23 protein-coding genes and 1 pseudogene are annotated in these 25,197 nt (G+C 69.4%); 13 read left to right on the top strand and 11 right to left on the bottom strand.

Annotated elements, in window-relative coordinates; translation table 11 throughout:
* Positions 1 to 176: 176 nt before the first annotated feature.
* Complete coding sequence (locus tag ACGFJ7_RS12885; RefSeq protein WP_360248529.1) at positions 177 to 2,015, top strand: adenylyl cyclase; 1,839 nt, start codon at positions 177 to 179, stop codon at positions 2,013 to 2,015.
* A 168-nt stretch (positions 2,016 to 2,183) separates the two neighbouring features.
* Here the strand turns inward: ACGFJ7_RS12885 and ACGFJ7_RS12880 are convergent, their stop codons facing one another.
* The 3 genes from ACGFJ7_RS12880 to ACGFJ7_RS12870 all read right to left on the bottom strand — a co-directional run bounded on the left by ACGFJ7_RS12880 (position 2,184) and on the right by ACGFJ7_RS12870 (position 4,019).
* Positions 2,184 to 2,927 carry a serine hydrolase gene (locus ACGFJ7_RS12880; protein ID WP_360248531.1) on the bottom strand — a complete coding sequence of 248 codons (744 nt, stop codon included), beginning with the start codon at positions 2,925 to 2,927 and terminating at the stop codon, positions 2,184 to 2,186.
* 10 nt (positions 2,928 to 2,937) lie between these two features.
* On the bottom strand, positions 2,938 to 3,189 hold the full coding sequence (locus ACGFJ7_RS12875; protein WP_360248532.1) for a hypothetical protein: 252 nt from the start codon (positions 3,187 to 3,189) through the stop codon (positions 2,938 to 2,940).
* 419 nt (positions 3,190 to 3,608) lie between these two features.
* Positions 3,609 to 4,019, bottom strand: a complete 411-nt coding sequence (locus tag ACGFJ7_RS12870; RefSeq protein ID WP_360248534.1) for a hypothetical protein — start codon at positions 4,017 to 4,019, stop codon at positions 3,609 to 3,611.
* Positions 4,020 to 4,579: 560 nt separating this feature from the next.
* Here ACGFJ7_RS12870 and ACGFJ7_RS12865 point away from each other — a divergent pair.
* A complete protein-coding gene (locus ACGFJ7_RS12865) occupies positions 4,580 to 4,807 on the top strand; it encodes a hypothetical protein (protein ID WP_360248536.1) in 228 nt (75 codons plus the stop codon).
* Positions 4,808 to 4,956: 149 nt separating this feature from the next.
* On the opposite strand, the gene rho is transcribed toward ACGFJ7_RS12865, so the two are convergent.
* Positions 4,957 to 6,051, bottom strand: a complete 1,095-nt coding sequence (gene rho / locus ACGFJ7_RS12860) for a transcription termination factor Rho (RefSeq protein WP_392642265.1) — start codon at positions 6,049 to 6,051, stop codon at positions 4,957 to 4,959.
* A 159-nt stretch (positions 6,052 to 6,210) separates the two neighbouring features.
* Between rho and ACGFJ7_RS12855 the strand changes: the two genes are divergently transcribed.
* Together ACGFJ7_RS12855 and ACGFJ7_RS12850 are read left to right on the top strand one after the other, a co-directional pair.
* On the top strand, positions 6,211 to 7,068 hold the full coding sequence (locus tag ACGFJ7_RS12855) for a hypothetical protein (protein ID WP_360248538.1): 858 nt from the start codon (positions 6,211 to 6,213) through the stop codon (positions 7,066 to 7,068).
* Entirely contained in the window at positions 7,065 to 8,480 is a 1,416-nt protein-coding gene (locus ACGFJ7_RS12850; RefSeq protein WP_360248540.1) for a hypothetical protein, read from the top strand. Before ACGFJ7_RS12855 ends, ACGFJ7_RS12850 begins: the two co-directional genes overlap by 4 nt.
* Positions 8,481 to 8,495: 15 nt before the next feature.
* Here ACGFJ7_RS12850 and ACGFJ7_RS12845 read toward each other — a convergent pair whose 3' ends face one another.
* The 3 genes from ACGFJ7_RS12845 to ACGFJ7_RS12835 form a co-directional block, all read right to left on the bottom strand.
* Entirely contained in the window at positions 8,496 to 8,822 is a 327-nt protein-coding gene (locus tag ACGFJ7_RS12845) for a TraR/DksA C4-type zinc finger protein (protein WP_360248542.1), read from the bottom strand.
* A 105-nt stretch (positions 8,823 to 8,927) separates the two neighbouring features.
* Positions 8,928 to 10,028, bottom strand: coding sequence for a glycosyltransferase (locus ACGFJ7_RS12840; RefSeq protein ID WP_360248544.1), 1,101 nt, complete (start codon positions 10,026 to 10,028; stop codon positions 8,928 to 8,930).
* On the bottom strand, positions 10,021 to 10,965 hold the full coding sequence (locus ACGFJ7_RS12835) for a glycosyltransferase family 2 protein (protein ID WP_360248546.1): 945 nt from the start codon (positions 10,963 to 10,965) through the stop codon (positions 10,021 to 10,023). Before ACGFJ7_RS12835 ends, ACGFJ7_RS12840 begins: the two co-directional genes overlap by 8 nt.
* Positions 10,966 to 11,098: 133 nt before the next feature.
* On the opposite strand from ACGFJ7_RS12835, the gene ACGFJ7_RS12830 reads away from it, so the two are divergent.
* Complete coding sequence (locus tag ACGFJ7_RS12830; protein WP_360248548.1) at positions 11,099 to 12,241, top strand: LCP family protein; 1,143 nt, start codon at positions 11,099 to 11,101, stop codon at positions 12,239 to 12,241.
* A 115-nt stretch (positions 12,242 to 12,356) separates the two neighbouring features.
* Entirely contained in the window at positions 12,357 to 13,208 is an 852-nt protein-coding gene (locus tag ACGFJ7_RS12825; RefSeq protein WP_360248550.1) for an MEDS domain-containing protein, read from the top strand.
* Here ACGFJ7_RS12825 and ACGFJ7_RS12820 read toward each other — a convergent pair.
* Positions 13,205 to 13,675, bottom strand: a complete 471-nt coding sequence (locus tag ACGFJ7_RS12820) for a nucleoside deaminase (RefSeq protein ID WP_360248552.1) — start codon at positions 13,673 to 13,675, stop codon at positions 13,205 to 13,207. The genes ACGFJ7_RS12825 and ACGFJ7_RS12820 overlap by 4 nt on opposite strands.
* A gap of 129 nt (positions 13,676 to 13,804) precedes the next feature.
* Between ACGFJ7_RS12820 and ACGFJ7_RS12815 the strand changes: the two genes are divergently transcribed.
* The 3 genes and pseudogenes from ACGFJ7_RS12815 to ACGFJ7_RS12805 all read left to right on the top strand — a co-directional run.
* A complete protein-coding gene (locus tag ACGFJ7_RS12815; protein ID WP_392642264.1) occupies positions 13,805 to 14,320 on the top strand; it encodes a hypothetical protein in 516 nt (171 codons plus the stop codon).
* Between the two features lie 13 nt (positions 14,321 to 14,333).
* Positions 14,334 to 14,912 carry an HD domain-containing protein gene (locus ACGFJ7_RS12810; RefSeq protein ID WP_360248556.1) on the top strand — a complete coding sequence of 193 codons (579 nt, stop codon included), beginning with the start codon at positions 14,334 to 14,336 and terminating at the stop codon, positions 14,910 to 14,912.
* A gap of 698 nt (positions 14,913 to 15,610) precedes the next feature.
* Positions 15,611 to 15,973, top strand: a pseudogene (locus ACGFJ7_RS12805) (SAM-dependent methyltransferase); the annotation flags it as partial.
* Positions 15,974 to 16,045: 72 nt separating this feature from the next.
* Here the strand turns inward: ACGFJ7_RS12805 and ACGFJ7_RS12800 are convergent.
* Positions 16,046 to 16,990, bottom strand: coding sequence for a class I SAM-dependent methyltransferase (locus ACGFJ7_RS12800; RefSeq protein WP_392642263.1), 945 nt, complete (start codon positions 16,988 to 16,990; stop codon positions 16,046 to 16,048).
* Positions 16,991 to 17,201: 211 nt separating this feature from the next.
* Between ACGFJ7_RS12800 and chvE the strand changes: the two genes are divergently transcribed.
* The 3 genes from chvE to mmsB are packed head-to-tail and all read left to right on the top strand — an operon-like array spanning position 17,202 to position 21,108.
* Positions 17,202 to 18,335 carry a multiple monosaccharide ABC transporter substrate-binding protein gene (gene chvE / locus ACGFJ7_RS12795; RefSeq protein ID WP_360248561.1) on the top strand — a complete coding sequence of 378 codons (1,134 nt, stop codon included), beginning with the start codon at positions 17,202 to 17,204 and terminating at the stop codon, positions 18,333 to 18,335.
* Positions 18,332 to 19,864, top strand: coding sequence for a multiple monosaccharide ABC transporter ATP-binding protein (gene mmsA, locus ACGFJ7_RS12790; protein ID WP_360248564.1), 1,533 nt, complete (start codon positions 18,332 to 18,334; stop codon positions 19,862 to 19,864). The genes chvE and mmsA overlap by 4 nt, the downstream gene beginning before the upstream one ends.
* Positions 19,861 to 21,108, top strand: coding sequence for a multiple monosaccharide ABC transporter permease (gene mmsB, locus ACGFJ7_RS12785; RefSeq protein WP_360248567.1), 1,248 nt, complete (start codon positions 19,861 to 19,863; stop codon positions 21,106 to 21,108). The genes mmsA and mmsB overlap by 4 nt, the downstream gene beginning before the upstream one ends.
* A gap of 48 nt (positions 21,109 to 21,156) precedes the next feature.
* Here mmsB and ACGFJ7_RS12780 read toward each other — a convergent pair whose 3' ends face one another.
* Positions 21,157 to 22,416 carry a hypothetical protein gene (locus tag ACGFJ7_RS12780; RefSeq protein ID WP_392642262.1) on the bottom strand — a complete coding sequence of 420 codons (1,260 nt, stop codon included), beginning with the start codon at positions 22,414 to 22,416 and terminating at the stop codon, positions 21,157 to 21,159.
* 167 nt (positions 22,417 to 22,583) lie between these two features.
* A complete protein-coding gene (locus ACGFJ7_RS12775) occupies positions 22,584 to 23,465 on the bottom strand; it encodes an alpha/beta hydrolase (protein ID WP_360248572.1) in 882 nt (293 codons plus the stop codon).
* Between the two features lie 99 nt (positions 23,466 to 23,564).
* On the opposite strand from ACGFJ7_RS12775, the gene ACGFJ7_RS12770 reads away from it, so the two are divergent.
* Complete coding sequence (locus tag ACGFJ7_RS12770; RefSeq protein ID WP_392642261.1) at positions 23,565 to 25,016, top strand: pectate lyase; 1,452 nt, start codon at positions 23,565 to 23,567, stop codon at positions 25,014 to 25,016.
* Positions 25,017 to 25,197: the final 181 nt, after the last annotated feature.

The raw sequence follows: 25,197 nt of genomic DNA, 5'->3' as shown, positions 1-25,197 counted from the left end.
GGTACCGGCGTCGAAGGTCCAGGGCTGATGACCGTTCGGGCAATGTCGGTTCCGGAACCGCGGCGAGATGTCCGAACACTGGCGATTCACGCATGGGCATCTCTTGACATGCCACGGCGTCTATTGCTTCCTGTGATCCAGTTTGTTGCCTCCCCGTTAACGGAAGGACCCACCGCATGCGCCTTCGGCGTCTGTTCGCCGTCGGGCTGACCGTGGTCACCGCGGCCTCGCTCACCGGCACCTCTGCCTCAGCTTCACCCTCCACGGCAACCAAGAGCGCCCCGTCGCTCGGCGCCAACGTTACGATCTTCGACCCGAGCACCCCGATCGCCGAGATCCAGGCCAAGCTCGACGCCGCGCACGCCCAGCAGGTCGACAACGAGATGGGCACGCAGCGGTACGCGTTCCTGTTCAAGCCGGGCACGTACGGCACCGACGAGCACCCGCTGCAGATCAAGGTGGGCTACTACACCGAGGTCTCCGGCCTCGGCGCGTCACCCACCGACGTCGTCATCAACGGCAAGGTGGAGGTCTACAACCGCTGCCTGGCCGACGGCGGCACCAGCAACTGCCTGGCCCTGGTCAACTTCTGGCGTACGCTGTCGAACCTGTCCATCAAGGTCAACGGCGCCGGCCAGGACGGCTGCCGGGCCGGCGCGAACTTCTGGGCGGTCTCCCAGGCCGTCTCGATGCGCCGGCTCAAGGTCGACGGCGGGTTCACCCTGATGGACTACTGCACGGCCGGCCCGCAGTACGCCAGCGGCGGCTTCATCGCCGACTCGGCGTTCGGCAACGTCACCAACGGCTCGCAGCAGCAGTGGCTGACCCGCAACAGCAGTGTCGGCCAGTGGTCGAACGGCGTCTGGAACCAGGTCTTCGCCGGGGTCCAGGGCGCGCCGGACGACGCGGCGTTCCCCAACCCGCCGTACACCACCCTGGAGCAGAACCCGCTCAGCCGGGAGAAGCCGTACTTGTTCGTCGACGCCAAGGGCAAGTACAACGTCCGTGTCCCGTCGGCGCACCGCAACACCAGCGGCACGTCGTGGGCGGCCGACCTGACCCAGGGCCGGACGATCCCGCTCAGCGACTTCTTCGTCGCCAAGCCGTCCGACCCCGAGTGGCTGATCAACGCGCAGCTCCTGCTGGGCAAGAACCTGCTGCTCACCCCGGGCGTCTACAACGTCGACCAGACCATCCAGGTCCGGCGGCCCAACCAGGTCGTGCTCGGCATCGGCCACGCCACGCTGACGGCCGTCAACGGCGCCACGCCGCTGAAGGTGGGCGACGTGCCCGGCGTGATCGTCGCCGGGGTGACCATCGACGCCGGTCTCAAGGAGTCGAAGACGCTGCTGCAGGTCGGCGACAAGCACGGCCTGAAGATCAGCTCCCCGGCGAACCCGACGACCCTGAGCGACGTCTACTTCCGGGTGGGCGGCCCGCACATCGGCAAGACCGACACGGCGCTCGAGGTCAACAGCGACAACGTGCTCATCGACCACACCTGGGTGTGGCGCGCGGACCACGGCGTCGAGGGCTTCTCGGGCGACACCGAGCGGTGGAACACCAACACCGGCCGCTACGGCGCGGTCATCAACGGCGACAACGTCGTGGCGACCGGCCTGTTCGTCGAGCATTTCCAGAAGTACAACACCGTCTGGAACGGCGAGAAGGGCACCACGGTGCTCTACCAGAACGAGCTGCCGTACGACCCGCCGACGCAGGCCGACTGGATGAACGGCAAGGTCGAGGGCTACGCCGGTTACAAGGTCGGCAACCACGTGCGCAACCACACGCTGTACGGCGGTGGCGTGTACGTGTTCAACCAGAACAACCCGTCGATCCACACCGAGAACGGCTTCGAGGTCCCGAGGAGTCCCGGCGTGAAACTGCACCACATCATGACGGTCAACCTGGCCGCCGGCACCATCGACCACGTCGTCAACGGCGTGGGCGAGGCCGCCGACACCAGCAAGATCGGTGTGCCGGTCTACCTCAACGAGTACCCGGCACCGTGATCGCTTAAGGGGATGGGCCCGGAGTGATCCGGGCCCATTGTCATGGATGCCCCCTGGCGGGGAAAGGCACCCATCCCACCTGTAATTCTGCCTTGATCATCGCGCCCCGCCACTGTCCTATCGGCCAATAACGGTTCTGTCCAACATCTGCCACTCGGCTTCGTCCGGTCAGCGCAGGGCGGCGCCGATCTCCCGCATGGCGGTGAGGACCTCGGCGGTCCGGTCACCCTGGGCGGGATTCCAATTGGTCAGTACGGCGTACGGCTGTCGCCCGCGGAAGCCCACGTCGGCGCGGATCCCGTCGTCGGTGCCGGTCTTGTTGCCGAACTCGCCCGGATGCCACAGCGGGTCGGCGTGCCAGGCGCTCGCCACCATGGACAGGTCGGTGTTGGTGCCCAGCCAGGCCCGCATCCGCCGTTCGACGGCGGTGTCCCCGGTGGCGACGCGCCGCATGAGGGCGGCCAGCTCCCGGGCCGACCCCGTGGAAAGGGTGGGCGGGTGATGGGGTTCGCGCTTGTCCCGTACGAAATCAAGCAGTGCCGTGTCTTGGAAGGCGGCCTGGCCCACATTGTCGAGGCCGATCCGCTGGAGCAGCACGTTCGTCGCGTAGTTGTCGCTGACCGCGGCGACCAGCGCGGCCACGTCGGCGGCGGGCAGCGCGTCCACGGCCAGCAGATGCCACAGCCCCGAGTCGGCCACGGCGAGCGCCGGATCCTTGCGAAGAAGCTCGTGGGGGTCGAGCTCCCCGCTGTCGAAGCGCTTCGCGGTCTCCAGGAGCAGAAGCAGCTTCCCGATGCTGGCCGTCCGCAGCTTCCGATCCGGGGCGTGCTCGGCCAGGCCGGGCACCGAGATCGACCATTGCACGCCCGGCGTCGCGGCCACGACCCGCTCGACGACTTCCCGCACACTCATGAGCACGACCCTAGAGCGGCGGCAGCATGCCTTCGCCGCCGCAGGGCCCGCACACGTGGAAGACGGGCGCGCCGAGATAGCCGGCCGGGGTGGAAACCTTCCCCGACCCGTCACACCGGGGGCACGGCAGCCAGCCGGCCTCGATGAGCCGCCGGAACCGCCCTTCCTCGCGCCGCCGGGCCCACCGCCGCCGCACTTTCGCCCCGGCAACAAGCGCGACAACGACCCCGGCGGCGACGAGCGTCCATCCGAAGAGGCCCATGCCGCACGGTAGCCCCTCCCCATGCCGCGAGAACAGTTTCCGCCGCCGCACAGTCAGTCATCGATTGCGACACGGCCTACCGGAAGTCTGCCCAGCATGAAGCCCATCGACCGATCCCGCGCGTCCCACCGGCGCCTTGCTCCCCGCCGGCTTCTCGTCGCAGGTCCCCTCGAAATTCCTTCACACGGGCGGCAAAGCGATCTCGGAGCCGGCCGTCTTCGGTCTATTCCACCCGCTGTCGGCAACAGCCCAGCGCCACCGTCGTCGCGCATCCCGCCGTCGGACAATAAGGCACCGCCGATTGATGTGTTCGCCGCGCTTTTCGAGGGGGTGCGCCGCCGCCGGCCGCAGCACCACTCCACTCGGCAAAGTCGCCCTCGCTCGTACCGCCCGTTCCGCTGCTTCGGCCGGGTCCACTGCTACCGCTGATTCGCCATTTTTCCTGCGCTCCTTTCCTTGGCTGGGGTCAGCGATTCGGCCGGGGTCAGCGCCCCAAACGGGGTCGCCGCTTTGGCTGCGGCCACCGCATTGGCCGCGCTCCTTGCCTTGGCGGGGATTACCGCCTTGTCAACGGCCACGGTATTTGCTGCGCTCGCCGCCATGGCCGGGATTGCCGCCTTGTCTGCGGCCACCGCTTCAGCCAGGCGCTCGACGTTAGCCGGGATCACCGTCTTGGCTGGGGCCGCCGCATTGGTTGAGGTTCCCGCCGCAGGCGGAGGCGCGGTCTCGTCTGGGCTTACTGTGTTGCCCTGGACCACTGTCTTCGCTGGGCCTGGCGTCTTTGCTTGGGCCATTACATCGGGGCTATCCACTGCATCGGCGGAAATCATTACCGTGGCGGTGGCGGTGGCGGTGGCGGTGGCGGTGGCGGTGGCGGTGGCGGTGGCGGTGGCGGCCGGTGTCGCCGGTGGCTGGGGCCGCCGATCAGGCCCGGGTTGCTGCCTTGGTGGGTGGGCCTGGGCCGGCTTCCCCTCTCGACGTGCCGCCGGGGGTTGCGCTGTGTCAGGCGTCGGAATGCCGTCGGCCGACGCCCACCACGGGGCCTCGTCGTCGCAGATCAACGGAGGTATCCGCTCGGTCGGGTCGTGTAGGCCCAACTCTCCACACTTCCGCGAACAGCCGTGTAACTGACACAACTTCAACGCGTGGCGCCGTTTGAGGCCCCACCGCCGACGCTCCGGATGATCCTGCTGAAAATCTGCCAGGCTTGGCGAATAATTGCGCGCCTTAGTCCAGTCACGCATTGTGGAAATGATCGACCTAGAAAACAACCCCAGCTGCGCCATGAACCATTATCCCGTAACCCGAAGATCGAAGGCAAAGGAAGTATCATACCAAATTATTGAAACCGAGGGAGGGTTTGTGAATTCGGTTAGTGAGTGTTTGCGAGATGGTCGCCCGGGTGTGCCGTCATCGCGTGTATCCGGCGGACCTGACTGGCGAGCAGTGGGAGATCATCGAGCCGATGCTCTCGCTGATCAAGGAGCCGGGGCGAATCCCGAAGCATCCGTGCCGCGCCGTCATGGACGCGATCTCGTACTCCGACTGGTCCGGGTGTTTTCGGCGCAAGCTTGATCTCGGCGAGCAGGGCGGGTGTGGGGGCGAGGCCGGCGTGTAGATGGGGGAGCGGTCCCCGGTGGCGGCCGACTGGTGGTGGCGTTGCAGGGCGACTGTGCGGTCGATGAAGTCCGGGTCCTGCCACGGCTCCGCGACGCCCAAGGCTTGGCGTAGCCGTCGAGTTTCAAACGGCGCAGGTGAGGATGTATCTCATGCGGCCAGGGCGAGGGCGGCCCGGCGCAGGAAGTCGCGGTTCGAGGTTGTGGCCCGTAGCTGGTCGAGGAGCTGTTTCATGGCGTCTCGGCGGTCGGCGCCGGCCAGTGCTCGGCGGACCTGGGTGACCACGGCACGTTCGCTGGGGGTCAACAGGGCTTCGTCGTGGCGGGTGCCGGAGGCGAACAGGTCGATGGCCGGGAACTGGCGGGACTCGGCCAGGGCGCGGTCCAGCTTGAGTTCGGCGTTTCCGGTGGACTTGAACTCCTCGAAGAGGAGGGTGTCCATGGCTGAGCCGTTCTCGACCAGGGCCGTGGCGATGATGGTCAGGGAGCCGCCGCCCTCGAGGGCGCGGGCCGCGCCCAGGAAGCGTTTCGGCGGGTAGAGGGCGGTCGAGTCCAGGCCGCCGCTCAGGGTGCGGCCGCCTCCTCGGGCCATCAGGTTGTACGCGCGGCCCAGGCGGGTGATCGAGTCGAGCAGGACGACCACGTCCTCGCCCTGTTCGACCAGGCGTTTCGCGCGTTCGATGGCCAGTTCCGCCACCGCCGCGTGTTCCTGGGGCGGGCGGTCGAAGGTGGCCGCGATGACCTCGCCCTTGACCGTGCGCTGCATGTCGGTGACCTCCTCGGGGCGCTCGTCGACCAGGACGACCATGAGGTGGCATTCGGGGTTGTTCACGGCGATCGCGTTGGCGATCTGCTGGAGGATGATCGTCTTGCCGGCCTTGGGCGGGGCGACGATCAGGGCGCGCTGGCCCTTGCCGATGGGCGTCACCAGGTCGATGAGCCGGGTGGTCAGGATCTGCGGCTCGGTTTCCAGGCGCAGCCGTTCCCGGGGGTGGAGCGAGGTCAGCTCGGCGAAGTCGGTGCGTTTCCCGACCGGGTCGATCTGGAGCGTGGCCGGTTTGGTGCCGGCCCGTTTCGCGGTGCCGTTGACGCGGTCGCCTCGGCGGAGGCCGTGACGTCGTACGTCATGGATGTTGACGGGAATGTCTTTCGGTCCTGGCAGGTAGCCGTCGGCGCGCAGCCAGGCGCGGTCGTCGACGATGTCGAGCAAGGCATCGACACGTGTGGATACGTAGGGTTCACTCATAGAGAGCACTCCTGAGAAGAGTGGGAAAGATGTGCCGGGAGACTCACGGCGGGGAATTCCGGGGGCGAACGCCAACTCCAGAACTCAACTGCCGCTAACGGTAACACGCGGGCCACCGGGAGTTTGCCCCCCGTACGTCTGCGGGGTATGGAATGCGGCGTGCACCATGCCAACCACTACTACGGTCACTCGGCCGTCCTGGCCCGGTACTGCGGGCTCGACGACGCCGAGGCGCCCCGGATCCAGGGCTACCTCCAGCACGGCTGGAACATCGGCGACGGGCTCGCCCCCGACCACGAGTTCGTGCCGGGCGTGGCGAAGTTCGTCTGGTCCGAACGGGTCCGCCGGCGCGCCTGGTCCCTCGGGCGGCGCGACGTGTACGTGGTCGGTGCCCCCTGGGCGTACCTCCTGGCCCTGGAACCGGACCCGGCGCCCGAGCGCGAGGGAACCATCTGGTATCCCTTCCACGGCTGGGAAGGACAGCACGTCCTCGGCAGCCACGAGGGCCTGATCGCCGAGATCAAGGAGACCGAGCCGGGACCGGTGACCGTCTGCCTGTACTGGCAGGAATACCGCGATCGGGGCGTGCGGGCCACGTACGAGAAAGCGGGTTTCCGGGTCATCTGCCACGGTTACCGCGGTGGCTGGTGGAAAGACCTGGACCCCGGATTCCTCTATCGCCAACTCGCCGAGCTGCGCAAACATTCCCGCGTGGCCTCGAATCGGCTGTGCAGCGCCGTCTTCTACGGCACGCTGGCCGGCTGCGAACCGGCCGTCTACGGCGACCCGATGCAGCTGGAGAACGAGAAGTCCGCGTTCGGCGGGCAGGCCCGCATCCTGCGCGAGTGGTCTGACATGATCGGCGCCGAGGTCGACCTCGAGACCGCGCGCCGCGTCGCCGTTGCCGAGCTGGGCGCCGACCGCCTGCTGCCGCCGGCCGAGCTGCGCCGCCTGTTCGGCTGGCCGGTCCCGCGCAGCACCGAAGACATCGAACTCACCGGAGCCGTGACCGCATGACCATGACCCTGCTCGGCGGCGAGATGCTCAGCTGGTCCGATTCCGCTCCCGCGGGTTCGGGCCTGCGGCCCCTGGCCAAGACAATCAGCGGTCGTACGCTCGTGGCCGGCCCCCACACGCGAGAGTTCGTCGCCGCCCTGCCGGCCGACCGGGTCACCGTCCTGCTCCGCGGCCAGGCCGACGCCGAAACGGTGGCCGCGCTCGGCGTACCGGTGTGGTGCGGCAGTCTGGAGAAGGCGGCGGCGTCCCCGGCGTTCGACACGATCGTGGCCCTGGACGGCCTGGACCGGCTCTGCTCGGTCGAGGCGGAGACGCTGGACGGCTGGGACGAGCGCCTGGCCCATCTGCTGTCGATGCTGCGCCCCGGCGGCCGCCTGCTGCTGGCCGTGGAGAACCTGTTCGGCCTGCACCGGCTGCTGACCCCGCCCCGAGCGCTGACCGACGACGAGTGGCTGGTCCCCGACGACCGCGACCCCCGGCGCCCGGCCGGCCTGGCCGCCCTGCGCGACCGCCTGGCCGGGGCCGGCCTGTCCGCCGAGCGGGAGTACGCCGCGTACGGCGGCGCCCTGCTCAGCCGCACCCTGCTGGCCGACCGCGACGTGTCCGGCTTCCTGACCGCGACGTTGGCCGGCTTCCACCTCGAGAACGCCCTGGCCGACCCGGCCACGCTGGCCACCCGGGCCCTGCGGCACGGCCTCGCCGCCGACCTGGCCCCGTCCTGGGTCGTGATCGCCGACCGTGACACCGGCGGCCCGGAAACGCCCGAGGCGGTGGTGGACGGCCGCGCCCTTTCGGCGGGCGAGCTGCCCCGCGGGCGCACGCTGGAGGACCTGCTCTTCGTGGCCGCCCAGCAGCGCGACCTGCCCACCATGCGCACCTTGCTGACCCGCTGGCAGAAGAGCCCCGCCGCCGGCGTGGTGGCGGCCCAGATCGTCGTCGTCCCACCCGGCGACGGGACCTCGCTGATTCCGGACGGCGGTGACCTGATCCCGCTGGCTGCCGGCGGCGACCCGCTGGTGGCGTTGCGTCAGTTCGCCGCGGCTGCCGTTGAGGGCGACATCGCGGGCCTGTGGCCGGCGCCGGCCGATGAAGCGGAACTGACCGCGCTGATCGCCGGCATGACCGGCCGGGAGGTCGAGCCCGCGGCCATCCCGCCGCGGCCGCCCCGCACCGCCCCGGGAGCCGTCCGCGAGCTGACCGCCGACCGCGACCGCCTGGCCCGCGAACTGGCCGAGGCCCGAGCCAGGCACGAGTTCTACGAACGGCAGATCCGCGGCCGCGACGCCGAACTCAAGCGCGTCCGCCAGATCAACGCGGTTTTGTCGGCCACCGCCCCCGGAAAGGCCGTCCTCGGCGGCCTCAAGGCGGGCCGCCGAGCCGTGCGGGCGGTGGTGAAACGGGGCCGCGGGTAGCGTTTCCGGCGGTTGCTAGGCGCAGCTCATGCAGAACCGGGCGAACGGCCGCACCTCGAGCCGTTCGGCGCCGATCGGCTTTCCGCAGCGTTCGCAGACGCCGTAGGTGTCGTCGTCCACGCGGCGCAGCGCGTCGTCGACCTCGGCGATCCGGTCGCGGGCGGCGGCCAGCAGCGCGGTCAGCTGGGCCCGCTCGAAGCCGATGGTGGCGCCCTCCGGGTCGTGCTCGTCGTCGGCGTTCGAGTCCCGCGACGCCGCGAACACCGCCTCCAGATCGCGAGCCAGCGTCGCCGCGTCCTCCTCGGCGCTCGACTTCAGCCGCAGCAACTCATCCCGGGCCATCACTCAACTGTAGGCCCGTCTTGCGGACCTGGATGCGGTCGGCGCCGGGGGAGACCTTCTGAAACGACGACCTCAGGGTCTGTGAGCGCATGGTGGCATCGCCGGTCAAAGGAGCGCGTCGTAAAGGTCCTCGAGGCGGCGGGACTGGGTGGCGACGTTGAAGTTCGCCTCGGCGTGGGCGCGGGCCCGCTCGCCCATGGTGACGCGGAGGGTGTCGTCGTCCAGGAGCTTGCGCAGGTTGGCCGTCAGGGCCTCGCGGTCGCCCTCCGGGCCCAGCAAGCCCGTCTCGCCGTCGAGGACGGCCTCGGGGATGCCGCTGTGCACCGTCGACACCGCCGGGAGGCCCAGGGCCGCGGCCTCGACGATGGTGGTGGGCAGGCCCTCGGTGTCGCCGTCGGCGGCGGTTTTCGACGGGGCGGCCAGGACCCGGGACTCGGCCAGCAGGCGGTAGACCTCGGACGCGGGCTGGGCGCCGGTGAACGTCGCGTCGGTGCCGGCCCGGGCGGCGTACGACCGAATCTCGGGAAGCAGCGGGCCGTCGCCGATGAGGATCGCCTTGGCCGAGCCGAGCGCGGCCAGGGCGGCGATCAGGTCGTCGGCGCCCTTCTTCTCGACGAAGCGGCCGACGAATGCGACGTCCCAGCGTTTCCCGGCGGACGGTACCGACGCGGGCACGGGCACGCCGGTGTGGTGTACCCGGACCTTGGCCGGGTCGGCGCCCCAGCCGATCGCCTTCTGGCGGATCACCTCCGAGACGGCGATCAGCAGGTCGGCGCGCTGGAAGACGGCGCGCAGGTTGCGGCGGTACCGCAGGCCGTGGGCGCCCGGCGACAGCGGCTGGCGGGTCACGTCGTGGCCGTGCAGGGTGACCACCAGGGGCACGCCGACGCGTTTCGTCTCACCGGAGACCAGCCAGCCGTCGCCGCCGAAGTGGGCGTGCACCAGGTCGGGCTCGGCGCCGGCCAGCAGCAGGCGCAGGCGGGGGGAGCTGCCGGTCAGGCGCAACCGCAGGAACGGGCGGCGGTCGGCCGGCGACGGGTAGGCGATCAGGTCGGTGTCGCGGGCCAGCGTCGACTCGACCTTGGTGGCGCCCACGTAGACGGGCCGCCAGCGGGTCAGGTTGTCGGCCTGGTTGCGGATGAAGGTCTCGGAGGCGGGCAGCATGGCGCTGCGCCAGACCGCGACCCGCCGGGGCGCCTCAGGCATCGGCGGTCTTCCGGCCCAGCACGACGTCGCGCAGGCGGTGCCGTACGGCCGGGGGCAGCGCCCAGATCTGCAGGTACGTCACGTAGTCGATCGCGCCGGGGCGGCCGTGCTCCCGCGCCTCGGTCAGGATCTCGCGGAAGACCCGGGTGCTGCGCGTCGGCGCGGCCATGGAGCTCAGGACGCTCATCGTGAAGGCAGCGTACGCGCGCGGGGTGAACAGCTCCCGGCTGGCGCGCAGCCATTCGAGCTGTTCCTCCCACGGGTTCTGCAGGCTGATCCGCTCGCGGTTCTCGTCCTGGTGCCACAGCACGAGCGCCTCGGGGGCGTACAGCAGCTCGACATCCTCGTGCCGCAGCGCGCGCAGCGTCCAGTCGAGCTCTTGCTGCCGGCGCAGGCCGACCGTGAACGGCACCCGGCGCAGCAGTTCGGTGGGGGCCATGATGGTCGAGGTCTGGATGAAACCGTCGCCGTAGAACAGGCCCCGCCGCACGGTCAGGTACTCGCTGAGCGGTTCGCCGGGCTCGGGCAGGCGGCGCGGCATGACCGAGTCGGCCCGGGGCGTCCGGCTGATCATCCTCGTGGCCACGATCGGCGAGGCCAGCTTCGAGGTCGCCGCGAGTGCCAGCTGCGTCTCGATCTTCTCCGGCAGCCACTCGTCATCGTCGTCCAGCAGGGCGACCCATCTGCCGTACGCGTGGTGGACGCCCTGATTGCGGGCATTCGGCGCTTTTCCGCTCTCGGGGAGCTCGATGACCCGCAAACGATCGTCATCCACGGCGGCGAGCGCCGCCGCCGACAACGGGTCCGGGCCGTCGATGACGACGATGACCTCGAGATCGTGGTGCGTCTGCCCGAGCGCGCTCCGCACGGCGCGGACGGCGAGCTCCGGGCGGTTGCGCGTCGGGATGACGACGCTGACGTCCGGCTGTGAGGACATGTCGACCTGCTTACGAGGGCTGGGAGTCGCGGAAAACCGGACATTAGGGAGCCTCGGTGAATGCCAGGGGTGATCTCAGCAACTCCGCAGCGAACTCTCATCGGCTTTTGATCAGCCCGAGGGAGGCTGGAGCGTGCGGAAGAAGAAGAGCCCCCGGTGGGCGCGCTGGTGCGTGGGCTTCGGCGCCCTGCTCGTGATCGCGGGCGGCGGCTCGGTGATCGCCCTCCAGGCCACTGTCAGCGCGGCCACGAACTCGATCAAGCAGGAGAACCTGCTCGGGTCGTCGACGACGGTCGAGACCGAGAAGCACGCGTCGGTCACCGGCGCCAAGAACATCCTGCTCGTCGGCATCGACCAGCGCGCCTCGGCCAAGCCGGGCGAGCCCACCCGCTCCGACTCGATCATTCTCCTGCACATCGGGGCCGACCACAGGAACGCGTACCTGATCTCGCTGCCCCGCGACAGCTACGTGCCGATCCCGGCCTACGACAACGGCGCCCAGAAATACGCCGGCGGCAAGAACAAGATCAACGCCGCTTTCGCGTACGGCAGTAGGGGTTTGACCGGGAATGCGGCCCTTTCCCATGGATTCGAGTTGTTGTCGCTCACCATCAAAAAACTCACCGGCATCACTCCCGACGCCGGCGCGATCATCGACTTCCAGGGCTTCCAGCAGATCGTCAACGTCCTGGGCAAGGTCTGCATGTACGTCGACGAGGACACCACCTCGATCCACATCGGCCACACCGCTGACGGCAAGCAGGCCGCCCCGTACGTCATCAACAAAGACGGCACCCTCAATCACAAGATCAAAGGCGTGACGGCGAACTTCTACGGCAAGGGCAACCACTGCTTCACACCGACCGAGGCGCTGGACTTCGTCCGCCAGCGTGACCTGCTCGCCAACGACGACTTCGACTACGGGCGGCAGCGCCACCAGCAGCAATTCCTCAAGGCGGTCGTGCAGCAGACGGTCAAGGACGGCCTCGACTCGCCGACGAAACTGCCCGGTCTGCTCAGCGCGATCGGCAAGGCGGTCACCGTCGACTCGGGCGGCATCTCGCTCGAGGACTGGGTCTTCGCGATGCGCGGCGTCAACCCGAACGACCTGGTCACCCTGAAGACCAACGACGGCAAGTTCAACAGCGAGAACATCCCCGGCGTGGGCAGTGTCCAGCTGCTCAGCGACGACAGCCTGGACCTGCTCCGAGCGGCCCGAAACGACACGGTCGCGCAATTCGCGGCGGCGCACCCCACGTGGGTCGCGGCGACCTGAACGGCGCCGGCCGCGACTTCACCCGTACGGGTCACACACCGGTGACGTTTCGTAGCGTACGGTGAACGACACTTCGCGACCAGGAGGAGCGGCGCGGACCTGAGGGGGTGTCGCGTTGGGCGGGCTGGGTGTTCTCGATCAGCTCGAACTCGGTGACCACGTCTGCTGGACCGTCGACGACGACGCCGTACGGCTGGACGTGGCCGTCGACGTTCTCGCGTCCGGCCTGCGCCTCCGGCAGAAGGTCTGCTACCTGGGCCCGTCGCCCGAGATGGTCCTGGACGGGCTGATGAACCGCGGCGTATCCCCGCGCAGCGCCCTGGCCACCGGCCAACTGGTGGCGCGGACGCCCGAGGGCAGTTACCTCGCCGGCGGCTCGTTCGACGCGGCGGCGACCGTCGAGCATTTCCTGGCCGAGAAGCAGAACGCCCGCGACGAGGGCTACGGGGGCCTGCGGGTGGTCGGCGACATGTCGTGGGCGGCCCGGGGTGTGCCGGGCGCGGAATCCCTGGACCGGTACGAGTTCCGCATCAACGAGCTGTTCGTCGACGGCTTCGTGGCGGGCGTGTGCGCGTACGACCGAAGGCTCTTCGATCCGTTGACCCTGCGCCGCCTGGCGCTGGCCCATCCGGGCGCGGCCGGCCCGCTGCTGCCGTTCGACCCGGCGTCGTCGCTGCGCTGCCGGCGCACCACCGAGCCGTACGGCGTCAAGCTCAGCGGCGAAGCCGACATGTCGAACCGCTACGCGCTGGAGTCGGTGCTGGCCGGGGTCATCGCCGACCTGGAGCCGGACGGCGAGGAGGCCGTCGTCGACGTCACCGCCCTGCGTTTCGCCGACACGTCCGCGGCCCGCGTGCTCATCCAGGCGGTGACCGCCAGCGACAACCGCATGCGGGTGCGCGGTTGCCTGCCCGTGGTGGGCCGCCTCCTGCGCTTCCACGGCCTCACCAGCGAGGCGATGCGTTAATTCCAGAAGCCGTCGTGTACGGCGGTGGCGTCGGGCCGGGGCACGGGCCCGTCCACGACGATCTCGCGGCCACCATGGGCGAACACCTCCCGGCACGGCAACCGCAGCGGCGGAACGCCTTCCTCCTCCTCGACCAGGCCGGCCAGGTCGGCCTCGGAGAGCGCGAAGACGACACGGCCGATGCCCGACCAGTAGATCGCCCCCGAACACATGGCACACGGCTCGGTGCTGGTGTACAGCACACTGCCGGACAGTTCCTCGAACGACAGGGACCCGGCCAGCCGTACGAGGTTGGTCTCGGCGTGGCCGGTCGCGTCCTGGCCGGTGACCACGCTGTTGCGCGCCTCGAGCGTCGTGCCGTCCGGGGTCAGGAGCAGCGCGCCGAAGGGGTGGTCGCCCCGCCGGCGGGCCTCCCAGGCGAGTTCGATGGCGCGCTCCAGATAACGGTTGTCCACGTCCACGTCCATGATCACCACCATACGTTCTGTGGATCATGTGACGCCTCGAGGAGAGCGTTCCGCTTACTCCCGGCCCCGAGAGATAACCGACAGCACCCCCACGTTGACCAGCCGGAACGCCCTGAGGACCATTGACCCATGTCCAGGTCAACGGGGAAAATCGCCGCCCTCGTGGTGGCTGTCGTGGTGGTTTCCGGCGGGGGCTGGCTGTTGCTGCGGCCGCGCGGGCCGGGGGCCGCCGAGGTGGTGGCGCGCCAGGTGGCCGCCCTCGGCGGGCCGGCCGGCTGGGCCCAGGCCGGCACGCCGGTGACGCTGCTCGAGGCGCGGGGCAAGGCGTACGGGCCGATCGTCGTCAACGAGGAGACGGGGCGGTTCGCCGTCAGCTGGACCACGACGGTGACGCCCGCGTCGGCGGGCGAGGTCTGTGGTGCGCTGGCCGACTGGACCGTGCGCGCCGTGGCGCATCCGGCCCCGGCCGAGGTCGCGACCGCCTGCCAGGACGTCGTGGCGTCACCGGGGGAGGGCGGCATCTTCGACAGCTACGGCACCGAGGACCGGCACGTCTACTCCGCCTTCGTCGACTACGACGCCGCGGTCGAGACGACGTTGTCCGTGACATTCGACTACCGGCCCGCAGTGACGAGCGACGGCTAGAGTCGGCGGGATCATGGAGATCCCCACGGATGAGGAAATTCGGGCGCTGCACGAGCGCCATGCGCCGAGCCGGGAAGCGTTCGAGCTCGTCCACACGCACTGCCAGATCGTGTGCGAGGTGGCCGAGCGGCTGCTGCGCGGCCGAGAGGGCGAGGTCGACGTCGCGCTGGTGCGGGCGGGCGCACTGCTGCACGACATCGGCGTCTACCGGCTCGCGGTGGGCGAAAGCTACCTGAGGCACGGCTTGCTCGGCCACGAGCTGCTGCGCGGATCCGGCCTACCCGAGCCGTTGCAGCGCTTCTGCTCGTGTCACACGGGCGTGGGCATCACCCGAGAGGACATCGAGCGGCAGGGCCTGCCGTTGCCGCCGGGCGACTACACGCCCGGCAGCCCTGAGGAGACCCTGGTCATGTACGCCGACAAGTTCCACAGCAAGACAACGCCGCCGGTGTTCGTGAGCGCCGCAACCTACCGCGCCGACCTCATCCGGTTCGGCCCGGCCAAGGCCGAGCGCTTCGACGAACTGATCCGCGACTTCGGCCAGCCCGAACTGTCAGACCTGGCACAGCATTACGGACACGCGCTGACCTGACCACCCCACCCGCCGCCACGAAGACGGGCGGTGGCGGAAGACGGCGTTCCCGGTCTCCCGGAGAGCGCGCCGGCGTCGCTCCTGTCGTCCTCGTCCTGGGCCCGCCTGCGCCGCCCGTCTCACCGACCCCGCCCCAGCCGGGGGCGCAGGGCCTCGTGACGCACGCCCAACTGCCGGCCCACTCGAGGTCCGGCACGGCCTGGTTCTTCTCCTGACCGAGATGCTCGGTCATCTCCGCGTTCAACGCCGTCTCGAGAACACTCTTGGTGAACAGCAGGACATTCGGGCCGGTCAGTTCCAGTCCGCGGGCCTTGGCCGCGGCCACCATCGCCGCCGCGGCGGCCGGCTCAGGCGACAACTGCCGGCCGTCACCTCGGTCTTCTGCCGTGGATTCGTAACGTTGGGTGTCATCACTCACGGTGCCCATCCCGCCAGGTCTTCAGCCCGGCGTGTCGGGCCGGAAACACCTCTCCTGGCACAGTCCCGGTTCAGAAGCTTCGCGACAGCTGGGGAACGTGCGGTGGCCGGCGCTCGGGGCAGGGATGGGCGCGTGGGCGGTGCGGACTTGCGTGAGGCGCCGCATGAGAGGGGGCGGGCGCGTGAGCCAAGCGCGCGGTGCCGGGGGCGAGCTGGGGGAGTGGAGGCACCTCGGGGATGAGCGGCAGGCGGGGTAGGAAGCGCGGTGCCAGACTGGGTGGGTGAGTGACTACACAGTGGACACCAGCTTTCCGCATTCGGCTCGGGTCTGGAACTACTGGCTTGGGGGGAAGGACAACTTCGCGGTTGATCGGCGGGTGGGGGATCAGGTGCGGGCCGTGTTTCCCGAGATCGTGGAGGCGGCGCGGGAGACCCGGGGGTTTCTGCGGCGGGCGGTCGGGTTTCTCGGGGAGCGAGGGGTTCGGCAGTTCCTTGACATCGGCAGCGGGCTGCCGGCCGCGGGTAACACGCATGAGGTGGTGCCGGCGGGGAGCCGGACCGGGTATGTCGACAACGATCCGCTGGTGGTCGGGCATGCTCGGGCGCTGGTGCGCGACCGTGGTGTGCGGGTTGTCGAGGGTGATCTGCGGGAGGTGGACTCCGTTGTCGAGCGGGCCGGTGACGGTCTCGACTTCGGGCGGCCGCGACGTCGACGGCTACGCGGGTGTGGCCGCGAAGACCTTGGGGCGGGCGTAGACCGTCAGCTCGGTGGTGCACAGGTCGACCGGATCGAAGGCTTCGAAATCCTTGTGTACGGGGAAAGCGCCGTCCAGGGCCGCGCGGGACGCCTCGTCGACGACACGGTCGCAGCGTTCCAGGCCGAAGCCGGCGTCGGCGACCATGCGGATCAGCTGGGGGGCGCGCAGGCGGTTGCAGTAGGCGTACTCGTTGCCGGCCAGGCGGGTCCACTGCTTCGGCGAGTAGCGCAGGAAGTTGATCCGGGTGATGGACGGGTCCTGGTGGGCGAAGTGGTCGCTGGGGTCGATGAGGTGCGCGGCGAAGCCGGCCGGGGCGAGCAGGCGGCGCGACTCGGACAGGATGGCTTGCAGCGCGCGCGGTGTGACGTGTTCAAAAACGGTCATGGAGAAGCTGAGGTCGAAGCTGCCGTCGGGGTCCGGCATACGGGCGGCGTCGCCGGGGGCCAGGTAGCGGACGCCGATCCGGCGGAACAGCTCGCGCGGGCGGTCGGCCAGGCCGGCGATCACGGAGAGTCGCGCCCGGAGGGCGGCGGGTGGTACCAGGCCCTCGTACAGGGAAAGAATTCGATCCTCGGCCTTGACCATCTTGTGCAGCATCTGGGTGGTCAGGTCGGGTTGCAGGCGACGGTGCAGGTCGACGGTGACGACCTCGCGGGCGCCGCAGAGGTGCATGGCGACCGGTGCGATCGGCAGGTGGCCGGTGCCGATCTCCAGACAGCGCATGCCGTCGAGCTTCAGGCCGAGGCCGGCCAGGTGGCGCATCATCTCGGCGTGCTGCGGCAGGCGGCGGAACGGGTCGGCGGCGAGGCGGCCGAGGCGGCGCTGGATCTGCCGGTAGGCGAGGTCGCCGCCGGGCGCCGCGGCGCAGATCCGCTGGATACGGGCCTTGGTGGTCCACCGCATAAGGCCACCCTAGAGGCCTGCGGGCGGTGGCGCGGAAATACCACGAACGCCGCCGGAACGCTGCTGTTGAGACCCACCTGTTATCGATAACAAAGTTTCGGTCTCGTGTCCGCAACGTTGCTTTGAACGGTTGACATGTTCCTATGTGAGCGTTCACACTCGACCGCACTCCCACCCCAAAGAACGAGTTCGGAACGAAGGAGTCCCCCGCATGAGACTGTCCAGGATGGGTGCGGTGGTGTCCGCCGCCGTGCTGGCGACAGCCCTGACCGCGTGCGGTTCGGCCGAGAAGACCGTCGATAAAGAGGCCGGCGCCGGCGCCGACAATACGGGCGCCCTGATCGGCGTCACCATGCCCACCCGCACCTCGGAGCGGTGGATCAGCGACGGCGACAACGTGAAGAAGCAGCTGGAGGGCCTCGGCTACAAGGTCGACCTCCAGTACGCCGGCGACGACATCGCCACCCAGACGCAGCAGCTCGACAACCAGATCACCAAGGGCGCCAAGCTGCTGATCATCGCGTCGATCGACGGCACCGCGATCACCACCCAGCTGGAGAACGCGAAGGCCAACAAGATCCCGGTCATCGCGTACGACCGCCTGATCCGCAACAGCCCCAACGTCGACTACTACGCGACGTTCGACAACTTCAAGGTCGGCGTGCAGCAGGCGACCTCCCTGCTGACCGGCCTCAAGGTGCTCAACGCCGACGGCTCCAAGGGCTCGGTCAAGGGCCCGCTGAACATCGAGCTGTTCGCCGGCTCGCCGGACGACAACAACGCCACGTTCTTCTTCAACGGCGCGATGAGCGTGCTCAAGCCGTTCCTCGACGACGGCACCCTGGTCGTCAAGAGCAAGCAGGTCGACTTCAAGACGGTGGCGATCCTGCGCTGGCAGCCGAAGGTGGCCCAGGAGCGCATGGAGAACCTGCTCACCTCGACCTACAAGGACGGGGCCAAGGTCGACGGCGTCCTGTCGCCGTACGACGGCCTCTCGATCGGCATTCTCTCTGCCCTGAAGAGCAGTGGCTATGGTACGGCCGCGCAGAAGTACCCGGTCGTCACCGGCCAGGACGCCGAGGCCGCCTCGGTCAAGTCCATCATCGCGAACGAGCAGTACTCGACGATCTACAAGGACACGCGCCAGCTGGCCAAGACCACCGTCGAGATGGCCGACGCCGTGCTGAAGGGCAACAAGCCGACGACCAACAACGACAAGGACTACGACAACGGCGTCAAGGTCGTCCCGTCGATGCTCCTCGAGTCGGTCATCGTCGACAAGGCCAACTACAAGAAGGAACTCGTCGACACCGGGTACTACACCGAGGCCCAGCTCGGGTCATGAGTGACACCATCCTGCGCATGCGGGGCATCTCCAAGACGTTCCCGGGCGTCCGCGCGCTCGACGACGTCAACCTGGAGGTGCTCCGCGGCGAGATCCACGCGATCTGCGGGGAGAACGGCGCCGGCAAGTCCACCCTCATGAAGGTGCTTTCCGGCGTCTACCCCCACGGTGAGTACGACGGTGAGATCGAGTTCGACGGCGCGCCGGTCCGGTTCGCCGGCATCCGCGACAGCGAGCACAAGGGCATCGTCATCATCCACCAGGAGCTGGCGCTGGCCTCGAACCTGTCGATCGCCGAGAACATCTTCCTCGGCAACGAGCTCGCCACCCGCGGCCTGATCGACTGGAACCGGACCAACGCGGCCGCGGCCGAGCTGCTGCACCGCGTCGGCCTCGACGAGAACCCGGTCACCCAGGTGATCGACCTCGGCGTCGGCAAGCAGCAGCTGGTCGAGATCGCCAAGGCGCTGTCCAAGAAGGTACGGCTGCTGATCCTCGACGAGCCCACCGCGGCGCTCAACGACGACGACTCGGCCCACCTGCTCGGGCTGCTGCGCGGCCTGCGCGACGAGGGCATCACCTGCGTGATCATCTCGCACAAGCTCAACGAGGTCCTCGACATCGCCGACCGGGTGACCATCCTGCGCGACGGTCACACGATCACCACGATGCCGTCCGAGGGCCTGACCGAGGAGCGGATCATCTCGGGCATGGTCGGGCGCGACCTCGACCACCGGTTCCCGCCGCACACCCCTTCGGTCGGCGCGGAGGTGCTGCGGGTCGAGGACTGGACGGTGCACAGCCCGACCCAGCACGGCCGGACCCTCGTACACCAGGCGAATCTGACGTTGCGGCGCGGCGAGATCGTCGGGCTGGCCGGGCTGATGGGCGCCGGCCGGACCGAGCTCGCGATGAGCATTTTCGGACGTTCCTACGGGGCGAACATCTCCGGGCGTCTCTACAAGGACGGCAAGGAGATCACCTTGCGGTCCGTACGCGAGGCGATCGAGCACGGCATCGCGTACGCCACCGAGGACCGCAAGCGCTACGGCCTGAACCTCATCGAGGACATCAAGCGCAACGTCTCGGCGGCGGCGCTCAGCCGGCTCGCCAAGAGCGGCTGGGTGGACGACAACGAGGAGTACAAGGTCGCCGAGGGATACCGCAAGAGCCTGAACATCAAGGCGCCCAGCGTGTCGAGCGTGACGGGCAAGCTCTCCGGCGGCAATCAGCAGAAGGTCGTCCTCGCGAAGTGGATCTTCACTGACCCGGACGTGCTGATCCTCGACGAGCCCACCCGCGGCATCGACGTCGGCGCCAAGTACGAGATCTACACGATCATCAACGAGCTCGCCGACGCCGGAAAAGCCGTGCTCGTCATCTCCTCCGAGCTGCCCGAGCTGCTCGGACTCTGCGACCGCATCTACACGCTCTCGGCCGGGCGGATCACCGGTGAGGTGCCCCGCGCCGAGGCCACCCAGGAGGGCCTGATGACCCTGATGACCGCCGGGCAGGAGGTCCACTCGTGAGCAGCCTGGCCCCGACCAACGCCGACCTGAGCGTCGACGCGCCGCCGCCGGTACCCGTACGCAAAGGCCCGGGTTTCTCCGTCAACCTGCGCCAGAGCGGTATCTACCTGGCGTTCGCGGCGATCGTTGCGCTGTTCACGATCCTCACCGGCGGCGACCTGCTGGCGCCGCAGAACATCAGCAACGTGATCGTCCAGAACTCGTACATCCTGATCCTGGCGATCGGCATGATCCTGATCATCATCGCCGGGCACATCGACCTGTCGGTGGGCTCCGTGGTGGCGGCCTGCGGCGCGGTCGCGGCCGTGCTGATGGTCGAGCACAGCGTGCCGTGGCCGCTGGCCATCCTCATCACCCTGGTGGTGGGCGGTGTGATCGGCGCGTGGCAGGGCTACTGGGTGGCGTACTTCGGCATCCCGGCCTTCATCGTGACGCTGGCCGGCATGCTGCTGTTCCGCGCGGTCACCCTGATGATCCTGGGCAACCGCGGCATCGGCCCGTTCCCCGACGAGGTCCGCACCCTGTCCAACGGCTTCATCGACGGCTATCTGGGCAACATCGGCCTGGGCGCGCTCGGCGGCGCCGACCTGCTCAGCCTGCTGGTGGGCGTGGCCGCGGTGGTGGGCATCGTGGTCGTGCAGTGGCGCGCCCGCGCGGGCCGCCTCAAGTACGGCCAGTCGGTCGAGCCGTTCCCGCTGTTCATCACGAAGATCGTGATCGCCGCCGCGGTGGTCATGTTCGTGGTGGTGCAGCTGGCCCGCTTCCGCAACCTGCCGTGGGTCCTGGTGCTGCTGGCGGCGCTGGTCCTGGGCTACTCGGTGCTGACGAACAAGGCGGTCTTCGGCCGTCAGATCTACGCCATCGGCGGCAACCTGCAGGCCGCGACGCTCTCCGGCGTCAAGGTCAAGTCGGTGATCTTCTGGATCTTCGTCAACATGGGTGTGCTGTCGGCCCTGGCCGGCATCATCTTCGCCGGCCGCCTGAACCAGGCCAACCCGACCGCCGGCAACAGCTTCGAGCTGGACGCCATCGCGGCCGCCTTCATCGGCGGCGCCGCCGTCCAGGGCGGCGTGGGCAAGGTTGTCGGCGCCATCACCGGCGGCCTGATCATGGGCGTCATCAACAACGGCATGTCCTTGATCGGCGCCGAGTCCGAAGAGGTCATGCTGGTCAAGGGCGCCGTGCTCCTGGCCGCGGTCGCCTTCGACATCTGGACGAAGCGCCGCGCGGGCGCCTCCCGCTGAGCCGTCGCTGAAGGCGGGCGCGTCAGTTCGAGCGCCCGCCTTCAGCCATCAGATCGTTCGTACCGCCGGCCGGCGGAGCAGGCCGACCGCGACCAGGACCACGAGCACGCCGGTGCTGATGACCGTGATCGGGCCGGGGCGCAGGGGGCCGAACACCCAGAGCGTTATCCCGCCGATCGACATGAAGATCAGGAACCAGGCCGACAGGGGAACGATCGAGCGGGCGGCGGACTTGGCCGCTTCGCTCACGCCCACCGCACAGGCGGCGATCCAGGCGACGTCGATCGCCACCACGGCGCCCAGCAGGCAGCCCAGCATCTCCGGGATCCCGACGAGTTCTCCGTACGCCAGATAGCGTTGCGCCGTCGTCGCGAAGGAGACGCTGAGCAGGGCGGCGGCCGCCAGAGCGGCGACCGGCACCACGATCCGGCGCAGCGAGTCGCCGGCGGCCCGGACGAGGCTCACGGCCGCGTCCTTGAGGTACGTGGCGCAGGCCAGGACGAACTGCAGCAGCCAGTTGACCACGCCGATCAGGAAGACCAGCAACGCGTGGGCGATCCGCAGCAGCGCGGTGCCGGCCATCGAAAGTGCTGTCAGGACCGTGTACGCGGCGACCGCCACAAATCGCGCCACCGCATGGGTGATCTGGCTCAACGGGTCACGGTCGCGCATCGTCGTGGTCGCCGGCGGTCGCGGCCGGCGCAGGCTTCGGAACCGCGTCGGCGCCGGGATCGACCACTCCTCGCGCTCGTCGACGACGAGCAAGACGCCGGCGATCGCCGCGACTCCGACGATGAGCAGAGCGGCCGCCGCCGCGGCGAAGACGCTGATCAGCCGCAAAGCCATAGACAGCCCGCCGGGCAGGGGAGCGAACGCGCCGAACGGCGGGCTGGTCACGACCGACCGGAGCACCAGGGCGCCGAACGACAGCGTCAGAAGACCGGCGGCCACTCGGCCGATTCCAGGCCGATCGCCGGCCATGACGGCCACCGACCACGCCACGAAGACGGCGACGGTGGCGACGATCAAGAGAAGCGCGAACGTGGCGTGCAGTCGCGCGCCCTGACCGTCGAACGACACCAGCGCCGAAGCGCAGATACCGGCCCAGGCGAGGCCGGCCGCGATGGGCACCGCCCCGTGGTCTCGCAACGGCAGAGTCACCAAAGGAAGGCCCACGACCGCCGCCGCCGTGAAGATGGGCACCGCGCTTCCGGACCGAGCGGCGAGCAGGACCAGCAGGGTGAGCGCGATGCCGAAGCCGAGCAGTGTGGACGCCGCGACCCAGCCGGGAAGGCCAGCGAGCGGCAAGAATTGCTGATGGGTGTGGCAAAAGAGGTCTACCCGCCGGATCTTCTTGACGTCGCAATCCTGGTGCGAGCAACCCCGGAGCGGGGCAGGAGTCATGACGGTCATTGTCATGTCACGCTGTGTGCACTCCCATGGGGTGATGCGGCCGACTCCGTCGCCTGAACGTGCTAGCCATTCCGGGCGGCTGATGGCTGGTGGAGAAAGCCGATCAGGGCGGCCGCCAGAGCTTCGGGGTTCTCCTCGGCCATGTGGTGGCCCGACTCGATGGGGACGCCGCGGACGTCGGGGGCCCAGCGGCGCCAGATGGCCAGCGGGTCGCCGTAGAGCTTTTCCATGTCGTCGCGGGTGGACCAGGCGAACAGGGTGGGACAGGTGATCGTCCGGCCCTGGGCGCGGTCGGCCAGCTCGTGCTCGTTGTCCACGCCGAGGCCGGCCCGGTAGTCCTCCAGCATCGCCCGTACCGTGTCGGGGTCGTTGGTGGCCTCTCGGAACTCGGCGTAGTTCTCGGCGCCCATGCGGGCCGGGTCGCCGGAGTACCAGGCGTCGGGGTCGGCCAGGATGGCGCGTTCGGGCTTGTCGGGCTGGGCGAAGAAGAACCAGTGGTACCAGTCGCGGGCGAAGCGGGCGTCGCAGCGGGACAGGGCTTCGCTGATCGGCACGCCGTCCAGGACGGCCAGCTGGTGGACGCTCTCCGGATGATCCAGAGCCAGCCGCAGGGCCACGTAGCAACCGCGGTCGTGGCCGGCGGCCGCGAAGGAGGCGTGGCCCAGCCTGGCCATCAGGGTGTGCAGGTCGCGGGCGACGGTGCGCTTCGACTGTTGCAGGTGGTCGTGTTCGATGGGGGCCTTGCCGGAGCGGCCGTAGCCGCGCATGTCGGGGCAGACGACGGTGAAGCCGGCGGCCACCAGCAGCGGGGCCACGCGGTGCCAGGTGGCGCCGGTACGGGGATGGCCGTGGATCAGAAGCACGGGCGGGCCGTCCCCCGCGTGGCGGACCCGCAAGCCCACCTCGCCGACGTCGATCCACTCGTCACGGAAGCCTTCGAACATGGCGAGTGACGTACCCGGGAAAAAATCTTTGGAACGCGAGCAACCTTTCGGCGGCGCCGGACCACTTGATCATGTCTGAAGTGATCAGGAGGACGTTTGATGAAGCACGCAAAGGGTGCGCTGGCCGTCGGGGTCGCCGTGGTGGCGCTCGCGGCGGCCGGGCTGACCGCCACCGCGTTCGCCGCGGGTGGGCCGTCGCTGAGCGACACGTTCGAGGACGGCGACACCAGCGGCTGGTCCAAGTCCGGCGGGTCGTGGTCGGTGGTGGCCGACGGCAGCAAGGCGCTCCGGCAGGCCGACAACGGCAGTGAGCTGGCCCGGTTCTTCGCGGGGGACAGCGGCTGGACCGACTACTCGGTGCAGGCCTCGGTGCGGCCGCTGACGCTGGCGTCGTCCGGCGCGTCGGCCGGCATCGCGGCCCGGGCCGGCGGCTCGCACGAGTTCGAGCGGCTGGTCCTCGCCTCCGGGGCGGCGCGGCTGGAGGAGGTCAAGGGCTCGTCGGTGACGGTGCTGGGTTCGCTGACCCTGCCGACGGCCGGCAGCGGCTGGCACAGGCTGCGCCTCGACGTCTCGGGCAAGCGCGTCACGGGCTACGTCGACGGCAAACTGGTGGGCGACGTGTCCACCGCGAAGCTGGCGAAGGGCCGGGTCGGCCTGCTCACGGTCGGCGCGTCGGCCTCTTTCGACGACATTTCCGTGGGTACGGCGGGAAGCACCCCCACAACCGCACCGACGTCCACCGCCTCCGCGACCACCCCGGCGCCGTCCGCGCCGTCCGCGGCGCCGACCGCGACGGCCACGGGCAAGCCGGCCACCACCGCGCCGACGGCCACCGCGACCGCCAAGCCGAGCACCACGGCGCCGACGGTGGCCGCCAGCTGGCCGACGCCGGTCAGCACCACCACGCTCACCGCCACCCGCAAGATCACGGGTTCGGTGGACGGCGGGAACGTGCGCTTCGTCGGCGGCGGTGACCTGGGCGGCGACGGGCAGGACGAGGGCCAGGACCCGCTGTTCCAGCTGGCCGACGGCGCCACCCTGTCGAACGTCATCATCGGCAGCCCGGCCGCCGACGGCGTGCACTGCCTCGGCACCTGCACGCTGCGCAACGTCTGGTGGCAGGACGTGGGCGAGGACGCCGCCACCTTCAAGGGCACCTCGGCGAGCCAGACCATGACCGTCGTCGGCGGCGGCGCCATGCACGCCTCGGACAAGACCTTCCAGCACAACGGCCCCGGCACCTTCGTCATCAAGGATTTCCAGGCCCGCGACATCGGCAAGCTCTACCGTTCCTGCGGCAACTGTTCCAAGCAGTACGCCCGCAAGGTCCAGGTCTCCAACGTCACGGTGACGACGCCGCTCAAGGCCCTGGTCGGCGTCAACGCCAACCTCGGCGACGTGGCCACTGTGGACAAGGTGACGGTGGTCGGCGGCACGAGCAAGACCGTCGTCTGCGCCATCTTCAAGGGCGTGACCAGCGGCGAACCGACCCAGGTGAGCTCGGTCCCGGACGGCAAGTCCTGCACCGCCACCAACATCACCCTGAAGTAGCACCACCCCGAACCGGAGCGGGGGCGCGCAGCCCCGCCCCCGCTCCCCGGGCGGACCGGCCGGTCGGGACCCCGGCCGGCCCGCCCGCACCAAGTCCAGCCCGCACCAAGTCCAGCCCGCACCAAGTCCAGCCCGCACCAAGTCCAGCCCGCACCAAGTCCAGCCCGCACCAAGTCCAGCC

This window comes from Actinoplanes sp. NPDC048988 (genome assembly GCF_043197815.1).
GTDB lineage: Bacteria > Actinomycetota > Actinomycetes > Mycobacteriales > Micromonosporaceae > Actinoplanes.
Note: the sequence above shows the minus strand (reverse complement) of the source record. Positions and strands in the feature narration are given on the sequence as shown.

Excerpts from the sequence above, each read along its gene's own strand:
- ACGFJ7_RS12820 (WP_360248552.1), bottom strand. The coding sequence starts at position 13,675 with ATGGACGTGGACGTGGACAACCGTTATCTGGAGCGCGCCATCGAACTC.
- ACGFJ7_RS12865 (WP_360248536.1), top strand. The coding sequence starts at position 4,580 with ATGGTCGCCCGGGTGTGCCGTCATCGCGTGTATCCGGCGGACCTGACT.
- chvE (WP_360248561.1), top strand. The coding sequence starts at position 17,202 with ATGAGACTGTCCAGGATGGGTGCGGTGGTGTCCGCCGCCGTGCTGGCG.
- ACGFJ7_RS12885 (WP_360248529.1), top strand. The coding sequence starts at position 177 with ATGCGCCTTCGGCGTCTGTTCGCCGTCGGGCTGACCGTGGTCACCGCG.
- ACGFJ7_RS12870 (WP_360248534.1), bottom strand. The coding sequence starts at position 4,019 with ATGATTTCCGCCGATGCAGTGGATAGCCCCGATGTAATGGCCCAAGCA.
- ACGFJ7_RS12800 (WP_392642263.1), bottom strand. The coding sequence starts at position 16,990 with ATGCGGTGGACCACCAAGGCCCGTATCCAGCGGATCTGCGCCGCGGCG.
- rho (WP_392642265.1), bottom strand. The coding sequence starts at position 6,051 with ATGAGTGAACCCTACGTATCCACACGTGTCGATGCCTTGCTCGACATC.
- ACGFJ7_RS12845 (WP_360248542.1), bottom strand. The coding sequence starts at position 8,822 with ATGGCCCGGGATGAGTTGCTGCGGCTGAAGTCGAGCGCCGAGGAGGAC.
- ACGFJ7_RS12775 (WP_360248572.1), bottom strand. The coding sequence starts at position 23,465 with ATGTTCGAAGGCTTCCGTGACGAGTGGATCGACGTCGGCGAGGTGGGC.
- mmsA (WP_360248564.1), top strand. The coding sequence starts at position 18,332 with ATGAGTGACACCATCCTGCGCATGCGGGGCATCTCCAAGACGTTCCCG.
- ACGFJ7_RS12835 (WP_360248546.1), bottom strand. The coding sequence starts at position 10,965 with ATGTCCTCACAGCCGGACGTCAGCGTCGTCATCCCGACGCGCAACCGC.
- ACGFJ7_RS12875 (WP_360248532.1), bottom strand. The coding sequence starts at position 3,189 with ATGGGCCTCTTCGGATGGACGCTCGTCGCCGCCGGGGTCGTTGTCGCG.
- ACGFJ7_RS12770 (WP_392642261.1), top strand. The coding sequence starts at position 23,565 with ATGAAGCACGCAAAGGGTGCGCTGGCCGTCGGGGTCGCCGTGGTGGCG.
- ACGFJ7_RS12850 (WP_360248540.1), top strand. The coding sequence starts at position 7,065 with ATGACCATGACCCTGCTCGGCGGCGAGATGCTCAGCTGGTCCGATTCC.
- ACGFJ7_RS12840 (WP_360248544.1), bottom strand. The coding sequence starts at position 10,028 with ATGCCTGAGGCGCCCCGGCGGGTCGCGGTCTGGCGCAGCGCCATGCTG.
- ACGFJ7_RS12810 (WP_360248556.1), top strand. The coding sequence starts at position 14,334 with ATGGAGATCCCCACGGATGAGGAAATTCGGGCGCTGCACGAGCGCCAT.
- ACGFJ7_RS12880 (WP_360248531.1), bottom strand. The coding sequence starts at position 2,927 with ATGAGTGTGCGGGAAGTCGTCGAGCGGGTCGTGGCCGCGACGCCGGGC.
- ACGFJ7_RS12815 (WP_392642264.1), top strand. The coding sequence starts at position 13,805 with ATGTCCAGGTCAACGGGGAAAATCGCCGCCCTCGTGGTGGCTGTCGTG.